The organism is Allotabrizicola aquatica (SeqCode) (assembly GCF_965194375.1).
Classification (GTDB): Bacteria; Pseudomonadota; Alphaproteobacteria; order Rhodobacterales; family Rhodobacteraceae; genus Tabrizicola_A; species Tabrizicola_A aquatica.
On sequence record NZ_OZ239428.1, the window covers coordinates 677,496 to 693,236 of the forward strand.

A 15,741-nucleotide genomic window follows, 5' to 3' on the forward strand; every position below is an offset into this window, starting at 1 on the left:
ACCACCGTCCTTTGCCCACACCTATCACGCAAGGCTTAAGACCGTCTTGAAATGCGCATCCCACGTAGGGGCCTGCCATACGGCCTTTTCGCCATCGATCTGCGGCAGGGCTGCCTGTCGAACGATTGTCTCTATCCAAGGATATAGGTCTGTTGCGGGCAGGTAAACCGCCTTGTTTCCAAGGAGTTCGCGCGTGACGGCGAGATCCGTCGCAATCACGGGCGTGCCAAGGCTTGCCGCCTCAACCGGGGGTAGGCCAAACCCTTCGGCCAGCGAGGGGGCCAAGAGGGCGCGCGCTTGGGCGACAAGGGCCGCCACCGCGCCATCGGGCAGGCCGTGCAGCACGCGAACTGGCCCATCGGCGGGCAAAGCATCAAGCCGGGCCAGAAGGGCGGCCTCGGCCCAGCCCCGGTTGCCGACAATGTAAAGCAGGGGTGCCGGGGTCGGCAGGCGGGCCCAGACATCCAGCAAGAAGGCGTGGTTCTTGCGCGGCTCAATCGTGCCAAGGGTCACGAAATAGGGTGCCGAAAGATCAATCCCATGGGGCAGCAAGGCCGGGTCCGGCGCGGCCAGATCGACGCCGATGGGTGCAACAAGCCCCGGCGGCACGCGGCCCAGAAGGGCCAGCCGCGCCTCGGTCAGGCGACGGGTGGCTTCGGTCAGGTGGATGATCCTGCTGGCATGGGCGGAAACGGCGGCAAGGCGTGCACGAAAGGGCTCCACCGTGCCGGGCCGGGCAAACTGCGGATGGTCCAAGGGAATGGTGTCATGGATCAGAACAGTCACCGAAAGACCCGCACGGGACAGGCTGGCCAGAGCTTTCTCGCCTAGGTTGGCATGTCCGACATTCAGATAGCTTGTGCCCCGTGGCAACCGACGCAGCAGGCGCGGCAAAAACGGCCGGGCCGCGCGGGCGATGGCAAGCTGGCGCGCGGCGGTTTCGGCGCGGGCGCGGATAGGATCGCGGCGATGGAGAAGGCGTGACAGAAGGTCCGCTGGGGGCAAGCCCACTTTGCCGCTGACGATCTGGGCAAAGCGGGCGCAGCCGGGTTGGTCCAGCAAAAGCCAGCCCGCCCCACTGCGCACCAGACCGAAAAGCGGCGTCTCGCGCGATGCAAGATGGGTGAGATAGGCGCATTCGACCCGGTCTATGCCCGTCATCGGGCCGCGCCCCAAACGCGACATCAGCCGCGTGAGATCAAGAAGCCGGGCCGGGACCACAGGTTACTGCGCGGCCTTTTGCAGGGCCATCATGTCATGCAGATAGGCCGAAAACTCATCCCGCAGATCGGGGCGGGCCAGACCAAAGGCCACGGTCGCCTGCAAGAACCCAGACTTGGACCCGCAGTCATAGCGCTGGCCACGGAAGCGGTAGCCATAAACCTTGCCCGACTTGGTCTCTTCGGCAATCGCGTCGGTCAGTTGGATTTCACCGCCCGCGCCTTGCTTGCGCTTGTTGAGATTGGTCAGAACCTTGGGCTGCAAGATATAGCGGCCGATCACGGCCAGATTGGACGGCGCATCGGCGGCCTTGGGTTTTTCCACCATCCCCTTGGCTTCCACGATGGACCCCATGTCTTGGCCGATATCCAAGATACCATAGCTGGAAGCCTTTTCCGGAGACACCTCCATCGCGGCAACCATGTTGCCGCCGGTTTGCTCATAGGCTTCCATCATCTGCTGCAGGCAAGGCTTTTCAGCGGCGATTACATCATCGGGCAAGAGCACCGCGAAGGGTTCATTGCCGATCAGACGGCGGGCACACCAGACGGCATGGCCCAGACCAAGCGGGCGGTTCTGCCGCAGATAGGCGATGGCCCCGGAATCCATGTTGGTTTCCTTGAGGATTTCAAGGAGTTCCTCTTTGCCCGCCTTACGCAGGGTGTTCTCAAGCTCGGGCGCGTGATCGAAGTAATCCTCAAGCGCCGATTTGCCTTTGGAGGTGACGAAGATAAACTCCTTGATGCCAGCGGCCCGCGCCTCATCAATGGCATATTGGATGAGAGGGCGGTCGACGAGGGTCATGATTTCCTTCGGGATCGACTTGGTCGCCGGCAAGAACCGCGTGCCCAAGCCTGCGACAGGAAATACCGCCTTGGTGACTTTTTTCGCCTTCATATCCTATACCTTTGCAATATCTTTTTTCGATCAATGGCGTTCACAATATGGAAAATGACAGTGAAAATTAAGTCAAAAATAGGGCGCGGCCTAACTCTTCCTGACTTACGCCGTGCAACCGTAGCCTAGATGCAATAATCCAGCAATCCACTGTCCAAGGCCGATCAACCTACGGGTCGAAATGGTGCGATGCGGGCGGTCTCCTCGGCAATGCGGCGAGAAAAGGGGGCAAAGCGCAGGCGAGGGCCGTGGCGGGTGGACCAGCCAAAGAGCCCACCGCTTTGAAGCCAGATCCCTTGGTCAGTGAACTGCATCCGATGCGCTCGCGGGGTGGGTTCAATGGAAATCACGGTCACAATCTTGCCCTGCGCGCGTGCCGCCTGGGCTTGCGCCAACAGGGCAGCCCTTTGCAAGAACCGCCCAGAAATCACCTTGCCGGATTTTGGGCCAGTGTCGGGAAGAGCCTTGAACCCGGGGGCTTCTGCCTTGACAGGCAGCAAGGCTGGCAGGGGGCGGGACATCCCGTCATCCCATCCTGTCGCCAGGCTGGCCAAAAGCGCCTCAGCCTCGGCAGCCGCGACGCGCCGGGCGCGGCGTAGATCGGCGACACGGCTGCGCTGCGCCTCGATGGCGGGGATGGTCTCTTGCCCCACGACATCCGGCGCATGGCGGCGCAGGAACACCGCGATCGAGGCGGCAATTTCATGCAGCGATGTCGGTACCCGATCCTCGCGGCGGCGCGCGCTGGCGGCAAACCCGTGATGAACCTGCGCCTCAGGAACCACGGCCGTCAGGCCCTGCCCGGCCAGCCGCAGGTTCACGTCCGCCTCATCCAGATAGAACCGCAAGGCCGGATCAAACCCGCCGATGGCCATTAGCACCGAACGACGAAAGGCGCAGTTGGTGCCTTGGGTCTTGACCGCGCGCGACGGGGTGCCGGGGTAGCTGGCGGCATGGTCGGGCAATGGGTGATCAAAGCCAAAGGCATCGACCTCACAGGCCTGCCATTGAAAGGAAATCCCATTGCGCCCGCGCACAAAGCCGGTGGCGGCCACCACCTTTGGGTCAGAAAACGCCGCACACAGCCGCGAAATCCAAGTCGGTTCCGCCACCGCATCATCGTCGATGAAGGCCACGACCGGGGCGGCCGCAAGGCCGAGGCCCAAGTTACGGGCGGCCGAGATATTGGCTTCATCGAACGGCTTCAGTTTCAGCGCCAGCCCAGTGGCCTTAGCCGCAGCCAAGCCCTCAGGGTCAGCCACGACAATCACCTCGATCTGCGGATGGTCTTGCTGCGCCAGCGCCATCAGACAGCGCCCGAGCGCCGCCGCGCGGTGGCGGCTGACGACGATAACGCTGGCGGCAGGCAGGGTCATCCCATCTCTGCCATCATGGCCTCGATCACCGGCACGTCCGAGGGGTTGTTCAACTCCCAAAACTGGCGGCCCTTGGCCTGCACTTCAACGCACAGCACCTGCCGTCCGTTTTCCAAAAACCGCAACTGCTCCAGCCCCTCCAGCGTTTCCAACGGGCCGATAGGCCAGGTCGGATAGGCCGCCAGTGCCGCCGGGCGATAGGCGTAGACGCCGACGTGGTGGAACACCGGGGTTTCGGCCTCATCGGCATAGGTCTTGGCCGTAAAGGGGATCACCTCTTTCGAGAAATAGAGCCCGCGCATCCCGGCCCCGAACACCGCAGTTGTGCCACCGACCCGGCCCGCGCGGCGGTCGGCCAGAAAGCCATTCAGTGCCCGGCCATCACAGCGCAGGACGGGTGTGGCGATATCGGCCCCGGGGTCGGCCAGAAGGCCGCGCACAAGGTCCTCGACGAACCATGCAGGCGTCAGCGGCGCATCGCCTTGCAGGTTCACCACCACATCATAGCCGGGCAGCTTGGCCGCCACCTCGGCACAGCGTTCGGTGCCGTTTTGCGCATCAGACGAGGTCATCACCACCTCGGCCCCAAAGGCTTCGGCGTGGGTGCGAATGCGGTCATCGTCGGTGGCGACCACCACCCGATCCACGCCCTTGACGGCCATCGCCGCCTCCCAACTGCGGCGGATCAGGGTTTTCTCGCCATCGGGCCCTTTCAAGGACACCAAAGGCTTGCCCGGATAACGGGTTGAGGCATAGCGGGCGGGAATGGCGATGAGGGTGGTCATTTCTTGAGCTGAACTCCGGGGGCATAGGCGATGAAGAACGGGTTGTCCCAGCCCGGCTTGCCATAGGCCAAGGGGGTATGATCGTCAAAGCGCACGACATGGCCGCCCGCGCCGCGCAAGACGGCATCGCCTGCGGCGGTGTCCCATTCCATGGTGCGGCCAAGGCGGGGGTAAAGATCAGCCTCGCCCGTGGCCACCAGACAGAACTTCAGACTGGAGCCAGCCGATTTCATATCCTTGCAGGCGTATTTGCCGATGTAATCATCGGTCGCCGCATCGCGGTGCGATTTGGATGCCACCACCATCAGGCCCGCATTGTCGGGCTGTGACACCGAAATGACGCGAGTCGCCCCCGCTGCGGCCTTATCCAAAGCACCGGGTTCTTCCACCGCCTGACCATCGGCACGCGTATAAAACAGCCGCCCTTGGGCCGGGGCATAGACCACCCCGCGCAAAGGCACGCCGTTTTCGACATAGGCGATGTTCACTGTGAAATCGCCCCGGCGCTGGACGAATTCCTTGGTGCCATCCAGCGGATCAACGATCAAAAAGGTCTGCGCCTTCAGCGCGTGGCTGGCGGCCTGTTCCTCGGTGATCAAGACCACATCGGGGAACGCCGCCCGCAGCCCGGCCGAGATGATCGCATCGGCGGCCTCATCGGCCTCGGTCACGGGGCTGGCATCGCTTTTGGATTTCACCTCGAACTCAGGGCCGTTGTAGACCTCCATGATGCGGTCCCCCGCCTCAAGGGCAAGGCGGCGGATGATCGGAATCAGGCGGTCGAAATCCATGGTCGGTCCTTTAAGCGGGGCAAAATCGCCCTTGGCGTTATCGCCCTTGGCGTTGATTAAACATGACCTCGCCTTTATCATGCCTTGAAAAGGGAACAGCAAGATTTCCGGTGTAAACGGGGCCCAGACCCCGAGTGAGGTGATGCAGATGTTTCAGCCCAGCATGCCACGAACCCGCATTGGCAGCACAGTTGCATTCCTTGAACTGATCTTCCACGCCACCGTCCGCCATGTCCGTAAATCGAACGGCAATGCCATTATCGGGCTTTTGGTATCGATCGCGCAGTCGCTGGTGGGCATCGGCGTGATGGTGCTGATGTTCAGCCTGATCGGGCGCGGGATCGGCACGCAGGTGCGCGGTGATTTCATCTTGTTCATCATGTCGGGCATCTTCAGCTTTATGACCCATTCCAAGACCATCAAGGCGGTGTCCAGCGCCGATGGTCCGACCTCGGCCATGATGAAACATGCGCCGATGAACACCATCGTTTCGGTCTCGGCGGCGGCGCTTTCGGCGCTGTATCTGCAAACGCTGTCGGCCGCGGTGATCTTGTTTGGCTATCACGCGCTGTGGACCCCCATCACCATCGATGAGCCGGTGGGTGTGGCGGCGATGTATCTCTTGTCATGGTCCTCGGGCATTGGGATCGGGCTGATCTTCAAGGCCGCCACCCCTTGGGCGCCCGACTTTTTCACCGTGGCCACCACCGCCTATACGCGGGCCAACATGGTTTTTTCAGGCAAGATGTTCGTGGCCAACATCACCCCGACGCACATTCTGGCGATCTTTATGTGGAACCCCTTGTTCCACTGCATCGACCAGACGCGGGGCTATATGTTTCTGAACTATGACCCGCGCTACACTTCGGCGCTTTATCCGGTGATCACCACCTTCGTGCTGATCGTCATCGGCCTGATGGCCGAGCGCTATACCGAAAAGCACATCTCGGCCAGTTGGAACGCCAAACGCTAAAGCGGGGGTTTCTTGGCCCTGGTCATGGGGTTGCGCCGGGCTTGGGGTGCGCAGCCGGTGCTGTCATTCTCAACTTTCTAAGGATTCTTCTGATTGCAAAGCGCTTAGCCCGCTTGCAGGCCCAATTGCCCCCCCCTATATACGCCCTGAAGCCGGAATGAGGCGGATGCCTTTTTCCGAGTCTCACATGGGATCGGGTCGGAATGCCATCTTGGGTTCCGCCCACATCATCGCCTAAGGAAAGGGACACTCATGGCCAAAGTCATTGGTATTGACCTCGGGACGACCAACTCTTGCGTTGCCATCATGGACGGCTCGCAGCCCCGGATCATCGAAAACGCTGAAGGTGCGCGCACCACGCCGTCGATCGTCGGTTTCACCGAAACCGAACGTCTGGTCGGTCAGGCCGCCAAGCGTCAGGCAGTCACCAACGCCGCGAACACTGTGTTCGCCGTCAAGCGCCTGATCGGGCGCCGTTTTGACGACCCGGTGATCGTCAAAGATCAAAAGAACATGCCGTACAAGATCGTCAACGGCGGCAATGGCGATGCGTGGGTTGAAGTGCGCGGCGAGAAGTATTCGCCCAGCCAGGTTTCGGCTTTCATCCTGCAAAAGATGAAAGAAACCGCCGAGTCGTATTTGGGTGAAACCGTCACTCAGGCCGTCATCACGGTGCCCGCCTATTTCAACGACGCCCAGCGTCAGGCCACCAAGGACGCGGGCAAGATCGCCGGTCTTGAAGTGCTGCGCATCATCAACGAACCCACCGCAGCGGCGCTGGCCTATGGTCTGGACCGTAAGGAATCGCGCACCATCGCGGTTTATGATCTTGGCGGCGGCACCTTTGACATCACGGTTCTGGAAATTGACGACGGTCTGTTCGAAGTGAAATCCACCAACGGGGACACGTTCCTGGGCGGTGAAGACTTTGACATGCGCATCGTCAACTATCTGGCGGATGAGTTTAAAAAGGAACACGGCGTCGATCTGTCCTTGGACAAAATGGCCCTGCAGCGTCTGAAAGAGGCGGCGGAAAAGGCCAAGATCGAACTGTCGTCCAGCCAGCAGACCGAAATCAACCAGCCCTTCATCTCGATGGACAAGAACACCGGGCAACCGCTGCACTTGGTCGTCAAGCTGACCCGCGCCAAGCTGGAAAGCCTGGTGGATGACCTGATCAAGAAGTCGATCAAGCCGTGCCAAGCCGCGATCAAAGATGCCGGCGTCTCGATTTCTGACATCGATGAGGTGGTTCTGGTCGGCGGCATGACCCGCATGCCGCGCGTCATTGAAGAAGTGACCAAATTCTTCGGCAAAGAGCCCCACAAGGGCGTGAACCCCGACGAAGTTGTGGCCGCCGGTGCCGCCATTCAGGCCGGCGTCTTGCAGGGCGACGTCAAGGACGTGGTGCTTCTGGACGTGACCCCGCTGTCCTTGGGCATTGAAACCCTTGGCGGTGTGTTCACCCGCCTGATCGACCGCAACACCACGATCCCGACCAAGAAGAGCCAGATCTTCTCGACCGCCGAAGACAACCAGAACGCCGTGACCCTGCGTGTGTTCCAAGGTGAGCGGGAAATGGCCGCGGATAACAAGATGCTGGGCCAGTTCAATCTGGAACAGATCCCGCCCGCGCCCCGCGGCATGCCGCAGATCGAGGTGACCTTCGACATCGACGCCAACGGCATCGTGACCGTCAAGGCCAAGGACAAAGGCACCAACCGCGAACAGGCGATCACCATTCAGGCCTCGGGCGGTCTGTCGGATGATGACATCGAAAAGATGATCAAGGACGCCGAGGCCAATGCCGAAGCCGACAAGGAACGCCGCGAGCTGGTGGAGACCAAGAACCAGGGCGAAAGCCTGCTCCATTCGACGCAGAAGTCGCTGAAAGAGCATTCCGACAAGGTGGACCCGTCCACTGTTGAAGTGATCGAACTGGCGATGGGCCCCTTGGAAGACGCGCTGAAAGGCGACGACGCTGGCAAGATCAAAGGTGCCATCCAGAACCTGACCGAAGCTGCGATGAAGCTGGGCGAGGCCATCTACAAAGCGCAGGCCGCCGAGGGTGGCAATGACGACGGCGACGCCCCGCGCGACGTGGATGATGACATCATCGACGCCGATTTCGAAGACATGGGCAACAACAAGCGGAAGTAAGCCGCAGGGAACTCCCGGGGGCGGCCTTGAAAAAGGCCGCCCTTCGCCTGTTCCCCATCAGGGGGTTCTGCCATGGCAAAACGCGATTACTACGAGGTTCTCGGGGCCAAGAAGGGCGCTTCGGCTGAAGAGCTGAAGAAAGCCTATCGCACCAAAGCGAAAGAGCTTCACCCCGACCGCAATTCCGACAACCCCAACGCCGAAGCCCAGTTCAAAGAGGTGAACGAGGCTTACGATGTGCTGAAGGATGCCGATAAAAAGGCGGCCTATGACCGCTATGGCCATGCCGCCTTTGAAGGTGGCATGGGCGGTGGCGGCCAGCGTGGCGGGTTCGGTGGCGGCGGGCAGGGCGATTTTGGCTCGGCCTTCTCGGATGTGTTCGAAGACCTGTTTGGCGATTTCATGGGTCGCGGCGGCGGGGGCGGCGGTGGTCGCAGCCGGGCGCAGCGTGGGTCTGACCTGCGCTACAACCTGCGCGTCTCTTTGGAAGAGGCCTATGCCGGGGTGCCCAAGACCATCAACGTGCCGACCTCGATCGCCTGTGACAGCTGTCGCGGCACCGGGGCCGAAGGCGGGTCCGAGCCCACCACCTGCCCCACCTGTTCGGGCATGGGCAAGGTTCGCGCGCAGCAAGGCTTCTTTACCGTCGAACGCACCTGTCCGACCTGCAATGGCGCGGGCCAGATCGTCAAGAACCCGTGCAAATCTTGCCACGGGCATGGCCGCATTGAAAAAGAACGCGCTCTGTCGGTGAACATTCCGGCAGGCGTGGAAACCGGCACCCGGATCCGGTTGGCCGGTGAGGGTGAGGCGGGCCTGCGCGGTGGGCCGACGGGCGATCTGTACATCTTTATTGAAGTGAAAGAGCACCCGATCTTCCAACGCGATAGCGCGCATCTCTTCTGCCGCGTGCCGATTTCCTTTGCCACAGCCGCGCTTGGCGGCGAGGTGGAGGTGCCGACGATTGACGGCGGCAAAGCCCGCGTGAAGGTGCCCGCAGGCAGCCAGACCGGCAAGCAAATGCGCCTGCGCGCCAAAGGCATGCCAGCCCTGCGCGGTGGCGGTGTGGGCGACATGCTTTTGGAGCTGGCGGTGGAAACCCCGGTCAACCTCACCTCGCGGCAAAAGGAACTCTTGCGCGAGTTCGAAGAGCTGTCCGAAGACAACAATCCCGAAGGCCGCACGTTCTTTTCAAAGGTCAAAGGCTTTTGGGACGGCATGAAAGGCTGACATGACAAAGCCCGCCTAGGCGGGCTTTGTTGTGCGACACCAGAGGTCTTGCGCCGCGTCAGATCTCGGATGCGGCTCCGGAATGCAGCCGGTTCCACCGGATCGATGACCACAGCGCCACCCCGATGAAGCCTGCGCCCAAAAGGCCGGTGATCACTTCGGGGATATGGCCCAAGGTCTGGCCAAACATCACGCAGGACAGGATAAAGATCGACCAAAACGCGCCGTGTTCCAGATAGCGGAACTGCGCCAGCGTGTTGCGTTCGACCAGCATGATGGTCATGGACCGCACATACATCGCGCCAATGCCAAGACCGATGGCAATCAGGAACAGGTTTTGCGTCAGCGCAAAGGCCCCGATCACCCCGTCAAAGCTGAACGATGCATCCAGCACCTCAAGATACAAGAACGCGCCAAGCCCGCCCTTTACGGCAATGTCCATGCCCTCTTGCGACTTGTCGAGCAGGTGGCCCAGCACATCGACGGCCATAAAGGTGACAAGCCCGGCAACAGCGGAATAGAGGAAGGTCGCCAGCACCGCTGCTGGCATGATCGAGGCAAAGATCAGGATGATGGTCAGCACGATGGCCAATTCCAGCCCTTGAATCGAGGAGAACTTGGACATGCCGCGTTCGATGGCGGCAATCCAATGCACGTCTTTGCCCTCGTCGAAGAAGTATTTCAGCGCCACCATCATCAGGAACGCTCCGCCAAAGGCCGCAATCGACAGATGCGCGCCGCCGATGATGCGGGAGTATTCCTCGGGCTGGGTTGCGGCGAGTTCAATCGCCTGCCACGGGCCGATCTTGGCAGCAAAGACCACGATCAAGAGCGGGAAAATGATCCGCATGCCAAAGACCGCAATCAGGATGCCCCAAGTCAGGAACCGTTGCTGCCAGACCGGGGTCATTTCCTGCAACTTGTTGGCGTTGACGATGGCATTGTCAAAGGACAGGCTGATTTCCAAGATCGACAGCACGGTGCCGACGAACAAGAACCCCATCACCCCAGTCCACGAATGGGTGTAAATCCAGCCGAGCCATGCCGCGAGGGCCAGTCCAACGGCTGTCACCAGAAACGCCCAGCGGAAATAGTGCAAAGCAACCGTCATCGATGTGTCTCCCGTTCCTTGCCGCGGAGTAAGCGGAGTTGAACCGCAATGCAAGCTTACGGGGTCTGTTTACCAGTCGTTCATCATTTCGCCAGATGCTTCGGGTATGAGACGGTCGCATGGCTTTCAAGATTCCGGCTTGCCACTTTTCGCCCCTACCGGGGACGGGGATGAGGCTGCGTCTGTTGATGCGTTGCCTCAGGGCCGCTTGCCCAGCTACATCGCCGATCACCGCGCCCGGCTTCGGGCGCGCTTTCGCGACGGCGGGGCTGGCGCCCTGCCCGATTATGAGATGCTGGAGCTGGTCTTGTTCCGCGCCATCCCCCGGCAGGATGTGAAACCGCTGGCGCGGCTGCTTCTCGACACTTTTGGTGATTTCAACCGGGTCATCACCGCTGCCCCGGCCCGGCTGGCGTTGGTCAAGGGGGTGGGTGAGGCGGTGATCACCGAGCTGAAGATCGTTGAGGCCGCCGCGCAGCGCATGATGCGGGCGCGGGTGATGAACCGGCCAGTGCTATCGTCATGGGATGCGCTGTTGGACTATTGCCACACCACCATGGCGCACTGCGAAACCGAACAGTTCCGCATCCTGTTTCTGGACCGCAAGAATGTGCTGATCGCCGATGAAGAACAGGCCAAGGGCACGGTTGACCATGTGCCGGTCTACCCGCGTGAGGTGGTCAAGCGCGCGCTGGAGCTGAACGCGAGCGCGCTTATTCTGGTGCACAACCACCCATCGGGCGACCCCACACCATCAGATGCCGATATCAGCATGACACATCAGGTGCAGGAGGCTGCGCAGGTTCTAGGCCTTGTGCTGCATGACCACCTGATCGTGGGTAAATCGCGCGAGATCAGCTTTCGCGCGGCGGGTTATCTTTAGGCCGCGCCGCCCGCTTGGCCGCCCGCTGCGCGGCCTTTCGCGCCGCAACGGCCATGCGCTCCTCTTGCCCCAGCTTTTGCAGCACCAGATCCGGCTGCGGGATCGGCGCTGCGGGATCGGTCGGCTTTACGATGAACCATGAGGCATAGTTGTTATAGGTGCCTTCCAGAATGTTCTCGGTCACCCACAAGGGCACGCCGATCTGCGCCACCAGATGATGCACGCCCCACACCACCAAGGGCCAGCGCACCGGGTCATAATCATCGCCCGCCAGAATGCCACCGGGCTTTACCTTGGCATACCAATCCAAAATGGTGCGCCCACCCTCTTCGCCGGAATGGGCATAGCCATCGACATAGACAAAGTCGAAAAATGCGTCGGGAAACAGCAGATGCGCTTCGGCAAAGGTCATACGCAAGAGATGATGGTTCCGGTCCAGCCCCACGGTCTGCAAGGCTTGGCGGTATTGGCCGACATCGTGGTGGTCGCTGTAAGCGTCCACGCCCCAGAACCGGCGAAACTTGCCAGACTCCAGCATCCGCCGCGAAAAGCCGCCGCCCGCCACGCCCAGCTCGATGCCCAGATTGTCCGACCCGCCCAGCCCATCGACCACATTCCACCGCCAAGTGCCCGGCACGATCTCGGGTTCAATGTCGGGCATGTGCTGTAGCGCAATCTCGAACAGCTCATCCGAGGTTCTCGGCTCTGTCATGGCGCGGCGTCCTTTGCGAATGAAGGCGTGATCCAGACTTCGACGCGACGGTTCAACCGCCGCCCGGCCGGGGTTTCATCGCAGGCCATGGGCAGCGCCTCGCCAAAGGCGGTAACTTGCGGCAGAGCCTCCGGCGAAAGCCCCGGCGCGGCCTGCTGCAAGGCGCGCAGCACTTGGTCCGCGCGCTGTAAGGACAGCTCTCGATTGGCATCCGCAGCACCTGATCCATCTGAAAACCCGGCCAGAACAAGCGTTTTCCCGGAAAACGCCCCTGCCTCGATCAAACGCGCGAGATCGACAAGGCTGTCGCGGCTGTGCGGCTCCATCTCGGACCCGCCGTCCTGAAAGCGAAAGGTGAAAGACACCCGTTCGGCCCCCTGCATGGCCATGACAAGGGTTTTAAGATCTTCCAGCGTCGTCTCATCTCCCGCGTTTTGAATCGCGTTGATGAGCCGCAACCCATCTGCGGCAATCGGCTGCTGGTCAAGGCTGCGGCCAACATATCCGGCCGCCTCGACCGCCTGCTGCGCAGTGGGCATGGGTAGATAGTCCAGAAACTCCCGCGCGACCAAGGGCAGACGGCGGCGGGGGGTTAGGAAATAGACTGGCAGGGTCAGGGGATAATCCTCGGCCTTGACGGCCAGCGGGGTGGGCGACAGCGGAAAGCCGCAGCTGTCGGTCAGCCCCAAGGGCCGCGCCGGGCCCACCAATGACCGCCCCGTCACCGCCAGCGCCCAAGGGTCGCGTGCCACAGCCGATGCCAGATCGGCGGGGGTGTCATGCACCACGGTCGCCGCAATCTTGCGCCCCAGCCGCGCGGCCAAGGCACGGTTCAGATCGGCCTCTTCGGCCAAACCATGCAGAACCAGCGGCATATCCGGCCCACCCAGATCGGCCCAATTGGCGACATCGCCCGTCAGCGCGCGGGCCAGATCCGAGGTCGCAAGTGCAGGCAGCGGGTTATCGCTGGCCCCAATCGCCACCAGCGGATCCAGCCCGATGGTGCGGATGCCAAAGGCCGGATCACTGGCCGATGCGATCACCAGTTCGGCCCGCCCCGCCGCGAGCGCTTCATGGGCGGCGGCAGGGTCAAGCGGTTCAAAACTGAATTCCGCCAGAACCTTATCAGTCACCGGATCGCTCAGCCGCGTGGGGGTGCCCGGGCTGGCGGGCAAGATCAGGTCAAAACCCTGATGCTTGGCAAAGCCTGCAATCAGCCCCGGCATCAGCGCCGCCCCAGCCTCCGCCGCGCCGACGATCCGGATCACGGCCTTTGGCGCCGTCAAATCCGGGCAGGCCGGCCCATCGCAGATCACCCCTTGGGCATCAATGGTCAACAGACCATAGGCGCTGTCGATGCGGTAGAACTCACCGTCATAGCCCTGCAAAAGACCGGAAATCGCCAACGCCCCATCGCGTGAGGTCAAAGTCACATCTTGGGCAAACGCACGCTGGCAAAGACCCGAAAAGACAAGCGCGGCGAAAACCGCCGCGCGCATCAGGGCTGTCATAAAAATAACCTGATCCGTTAATTCAATGACGCCATATTCAGGTCAAGGAACAGATTTTTCAACACCAGATAATCGCCCACCGCATCACATTCCGGCATCGCCAGCGTCAGATCGGTGACAAAGACACTGCCGCCGCTGCTGCTCAGGGTTTCGGCCAAAAGCTCACGCGCGCAGGTCTTGTCGGTGACGGCGGCCTCGACCACGACTTCGGGTTTGGCGGTCGGATCGGCGGGGAAGGTGTAAACCTCGGCCAGAAGCGGGTTTTCGGTGGCAGCATCACCCAGCAGCGACAGAAAACCCCCCGTCGCCTGCATGCCAACGGCAGGGCGATGCGGATCGGCGGCCGAGACATGGCCCGGCGCGCCATAGGCGGCGGCGTTCTCAAAGGCATGAACTTGGAAAGCGTCGTCGGCCTGCCATTGCACGCCAAAGCGCCGCAGCGTGGCCACATCCGGCACGGCGATCGTGCCGCTGGCGTCGGTGCCGTCGGCAAAGGACAGCTCCACCGTGGCATCAGCCTCCAACGCGGGAATGGCGGTGAAGAGCGCCCCCGTCGAGGTGGTCTGCACCGTCACAGCAAGGCCTGCATGGCGCAGTACGACGCGCTGGTTCGGGTGGCACGGGGCCAAAAGCGTGATGCCGATCATCGCATTGGCCTCGGTCATGAGGTCAAGCGTGGTGTCGCAAGCGGCGACGGGCGCTGTCTCAACCGGATCGGCAGGCTGAAGATCATTGGCCATGGGCGCAATCAGAACGCCCTCGGTCTGAGCGGGCGCGTTGGGCGTTGTGACGGCAGGATCAGCCGGACCAAGCGCTGCGGTGATGGTGTCGGGCTCGGTGACAGGTGCCACCACAGCCGCTGGAGACGGCCCACTCAAGGTGGCGGGCGCAGCGGCAACCGGGGCCACATCCTCTTGCACCGGTGCCACAAAGGCCGGAGCCTTTTCGGCCAGAACTGTTTCAGGCCCAGCGGCTACCGTTTCCACCTTCACCGGCATCTTGGCCAACTCGGCAGACGCCACAGGTTTCGGCGCGGGCGCAGCACTCATGTTTTGCACCAGATGCCCGGCCGCCAAGGCCACCGCCAGCACCGCGATCCCGCGAGCCGCCTTGCGTTTGATATCCATCGTCGCCCCCTACAGGCAGTTTCCCATCTGCAGAGTCGCGGGGAAACAGGGCAATCCCGTGGCAGGATCTGGGAATGTTTCCGTCAACATGAAAAAGGGGCGCGTATCGCACTCTTTGCCTTGGCTGAGGGCCGTGTGGGAGCGGTTGTGCCCGCAGAATGCCCGCAGCCCGCTTCAAGGCCATTCAAACCCCAATTCTTAACCGGTTTGGTGGGGTGAAACGGCGCCTCACAATTCAAAAAACATAAGGTAGGCTTCCCTAAAAAGTTCTTTTGAGAGTCCCGTTGTCTACAACGCAATGCATCAACGTGCTGTTGTGTGGATCAAACCAATGTCTTGGGGCACCAAGAGCACGCCTGAAGGGCCTCTGCTTCCCTCATAAGAGAGACCAGAGGGCAGATTGCTCAACAGCATGACACTTAAAGTTGTGCCGAGGTGTCACATCTTTGTTGCAATCGCTTGAATCTACATCTATTGATTTCAGCACCTTAACGGCCCGAAAAGACCAACATGTTGGCAGAGCTGACCCACAAGATCTGGCACGGCAGACCAAGATTGTCTCCAGTTTTTTGGCTTTGCCTACTGTTCGTCTATATCGTTGCAGTCTTGGCGGTCGTGGGAATCCAGTCGCCTGATGTAGATGGACTGCTGCTTCGTGAAAATGATCACGAAAGCTTGGCGATCAAAATGAATTATGTTCGTCTGCCAGCTATCTGTATCGGCATCAGTTTGCTTCCGATTTTGCTGTGGAAGTCTTTTCGATACGCACTAAACCTCATCAGATTTTATGTTGCATTTATGGCATTCAATTACATTGACGACCATCTCGTGTTGTATGACGTTATTCAATACCCCGATGCACCAGTGGTCCAACTTGCATTGTTTTTGCGGCCATTCGCGATCATGGCCTTGATTTGGATGGCGTTTGAACTGCAGTTCAGAATAAAGAACGGATACTGAGCTC

At 61.1% G+C, this 15,741-nt stretch carries 14 protein-coding genes; 5 read left to right on the forward strand and 9 right to left on the reverse strand.

Features of this window, described 5'->3' with window-relative positions; genetic code table 11:
* Positions 1–24 precede the first annotated feature (24 nt).
* From AC72UB_RS16560 to cysQ, 5 genes are all read right to left on the reverse strand, one after another.
* A complete protein-coding gene (locus tag AC72UB_RS16560; RefSeq protein WP_505190711.1) occupies positions 25–1,185 on the reverse strand; it encodes a glycosyltransferase family 4 protein in 1,161 nt (386 codons plus the stop codon).
* Between the two features lie 39 nt (positions 1,186–1,224).
* Positions 1,225–2,118: a UTP--glucose-1-phosphate uridylyltransferase GalU gene (gene galU / locus AC72UB_RS16565; protein ID WP_505190712.1), complete on the reverse strand. Its 894-nt coding sequence runs from the start codon at positions 2,116–2,118 to the stop codon at positions 1,225–1,227.
* 164 nt (positions 2,119–2,282) lie between these two features.
* Positions 2,283–3,494: a glycosyltransferase family 2 protein gene (locus AC72UB_RS16570; protein WP_505190713.1), complete on the reverse strand. Its 1,212-nt coding sequence runs from the start codon at positions 3,492–3,494 to the stop codon at positions 2,283–2,285.
* Complete coding sequence (locus AC72UB_RS16575) at positions 3,491–4,279, reverse strand: 3-deoxy-manno-octulosonate cytidylyltransferase family protein (RefSeq protein WP_463291632.1); 789 nt, start codon at positions 4,277–4,279, stop codon at positions 3,491–3,493. The genes AC72UB_RS16570 and AC72UB_RS16575 overlap by 4 nt, the downstream gene beginning before the upstream one ends.
* Positions 4,276–5,070 (reverse strand): 3'(2'),5'-bisphosphate nucleotidase CysQ, encoded by a 795-nt coding sequence (cysQ, locus tag AC72UB_RS16580; protein WP_505190714.1) that lies wholly within the window; start codon positions 5,068–5,070, stop codon positions 4,276–4,278. Before cysQ ends, AC72UB_RS16575 begins: the two co-directional genes overlap by 4 nt.
* A 148-nt stretch (positions 5,071–5,218) precedes the next feature.
* Here cysQ and AC72UB_RS16585 point away from each other — a divergent pair, with 148 nt between their 5' ends.
* The 3 genes from AC72UB_RS16585 (at position 5,219) to dnaJ (ending at position 9,433) form a co-directional block, all read left to right on the forward strand.
* A complete protein-coding gene (locus tag AC72UB_RS16585; RefSeq protein ID WP_463291630.1) occupies positions 5,219–6,043 on the forward strand; it encodes an ABC transporter permease in 825 nt (274 codons plus the stop codon).
* Between the two features lie 252 nt (positions 6,044–6,295).
* Positions 6,296–8,203, forward strand: coding sequence for a molecular chaperone DnaK (gene dnaK / locus AC72UB_RS16590; RefSeq protein ID WP_505190715.1), 1,908 nt, complete (start codon positions 6,296–6,298; stop codon positions 8,201–8,203).
* Positions 8,204–8,275: 72 nt separating this feature from the next.
* A complete protein-coding gene (gene dnaJ, locus AC72UB_RS16595) occupies positions 8,276–9,433 on the forward strand; it encodes a molecular chaperone DnaJ (protein WP_463290876.1) in 1,158 nt (385 codons plus the stop codon).
* Positions 9,434–9,491: 58 nt separating this feature from the next.
* On the opposite strand, the gene AC72UB_RS16600 is transcribed toward dnaJ, so the two are convergent.
* Positions 9,492–10,544, reverse strand: coding sequence for a DUF475 domain-containing protein (locus AC72UB_RS16600; protein WP_463290877.1), 1,053 nt, complete (start codon positions 10,542–10,544; stop codon positions 9,492–9,494).
* Positions 10,545–10,650: 106 nt separating this feature from the next.
* Between AC72UB_RS16600 and radC the strand changes: the two genes are divergently transcribed.
* Positions 10,651–11,427, forward strand: coding sequence for a RadC family protein (gene radC, locus AC72UB_RS16605; RefSeq protein ID WP_505190716.1), 777 nt, complete (start codon positions 10,651–10,653; stop codon positions 11,425–11,427).
* Here radC and AC72UB_RS16610 read toward each other — a convergent pair.
* From AC72UB_RS16610 to AC72UB_RS16620, 3 genes are read right to left on the reverse strand one after another with little or no spacing between them, the layout of a single operon-like run.
* Positions 11,399–12,139 carry a class I SAM-dependent methyltransferase gene (locus tag AC72UB_RS16610; protein ID WP_505190717.1) on the reverse strand — a complete coding sequence of 247 codons (741 nt, stop codon included), beginning with the start codon at positions 12,137–12,139 and terminating at the stop codon, positions 11,399–11,401. The genes radC and AC72UB_RS16610 overlap by 29 nt on opposite strands.
* Complete coding sequence (locus tag AC72UB_RS16615) at positions 12,136–13,650, reverse strand: phosphate ABC transporter substrate-binding/OmpA family protein (RefSeq protein WP_505190718.1); 1,515 nt, start codon at positions 13,648–13,650, stop codon at positions 12,136–12,138. The genes AC72UB_RS16610 and AC72UB_RS16615 overlap by 4 nt, the downstream gene beginning before the upstream one ends.
* Positions 13,651–13,667: 17 nt before the next feature.
* Positions 13,668–14,777 carry a hypothetical protein gene (locus AC72UB_RS16620; RefSeq protein ID WP_505190719.1) on the reverse strand — a complete coding sequence of 370 codons (1,110 nt, stop codon included), beginning with the start codon at positions 14,775–14,777 and terminating at the stop codon, positions 13,668–13,670.
* A 510-nt stretch (positions 14,778–15,287) separates the two neighbouring features.
* On the opposite strand from AC72UB_RS16620, the gene AC72UB_RS16625 reads away from it, so the two are divergent.
* Positions 15,288–15,737: a hypothetical protein gene (locus AC72UB_RS16625; protein ID WP_505190720.1), complete on the forward strand. Its 450-nt coding sequence runs from the start codon at positions 15,288–15,290 to the stop codon at positions 15,735–15,737.
* The last annotated feature ends 4 nt before the right edge of the window (positions 15,738–15,741 follow it).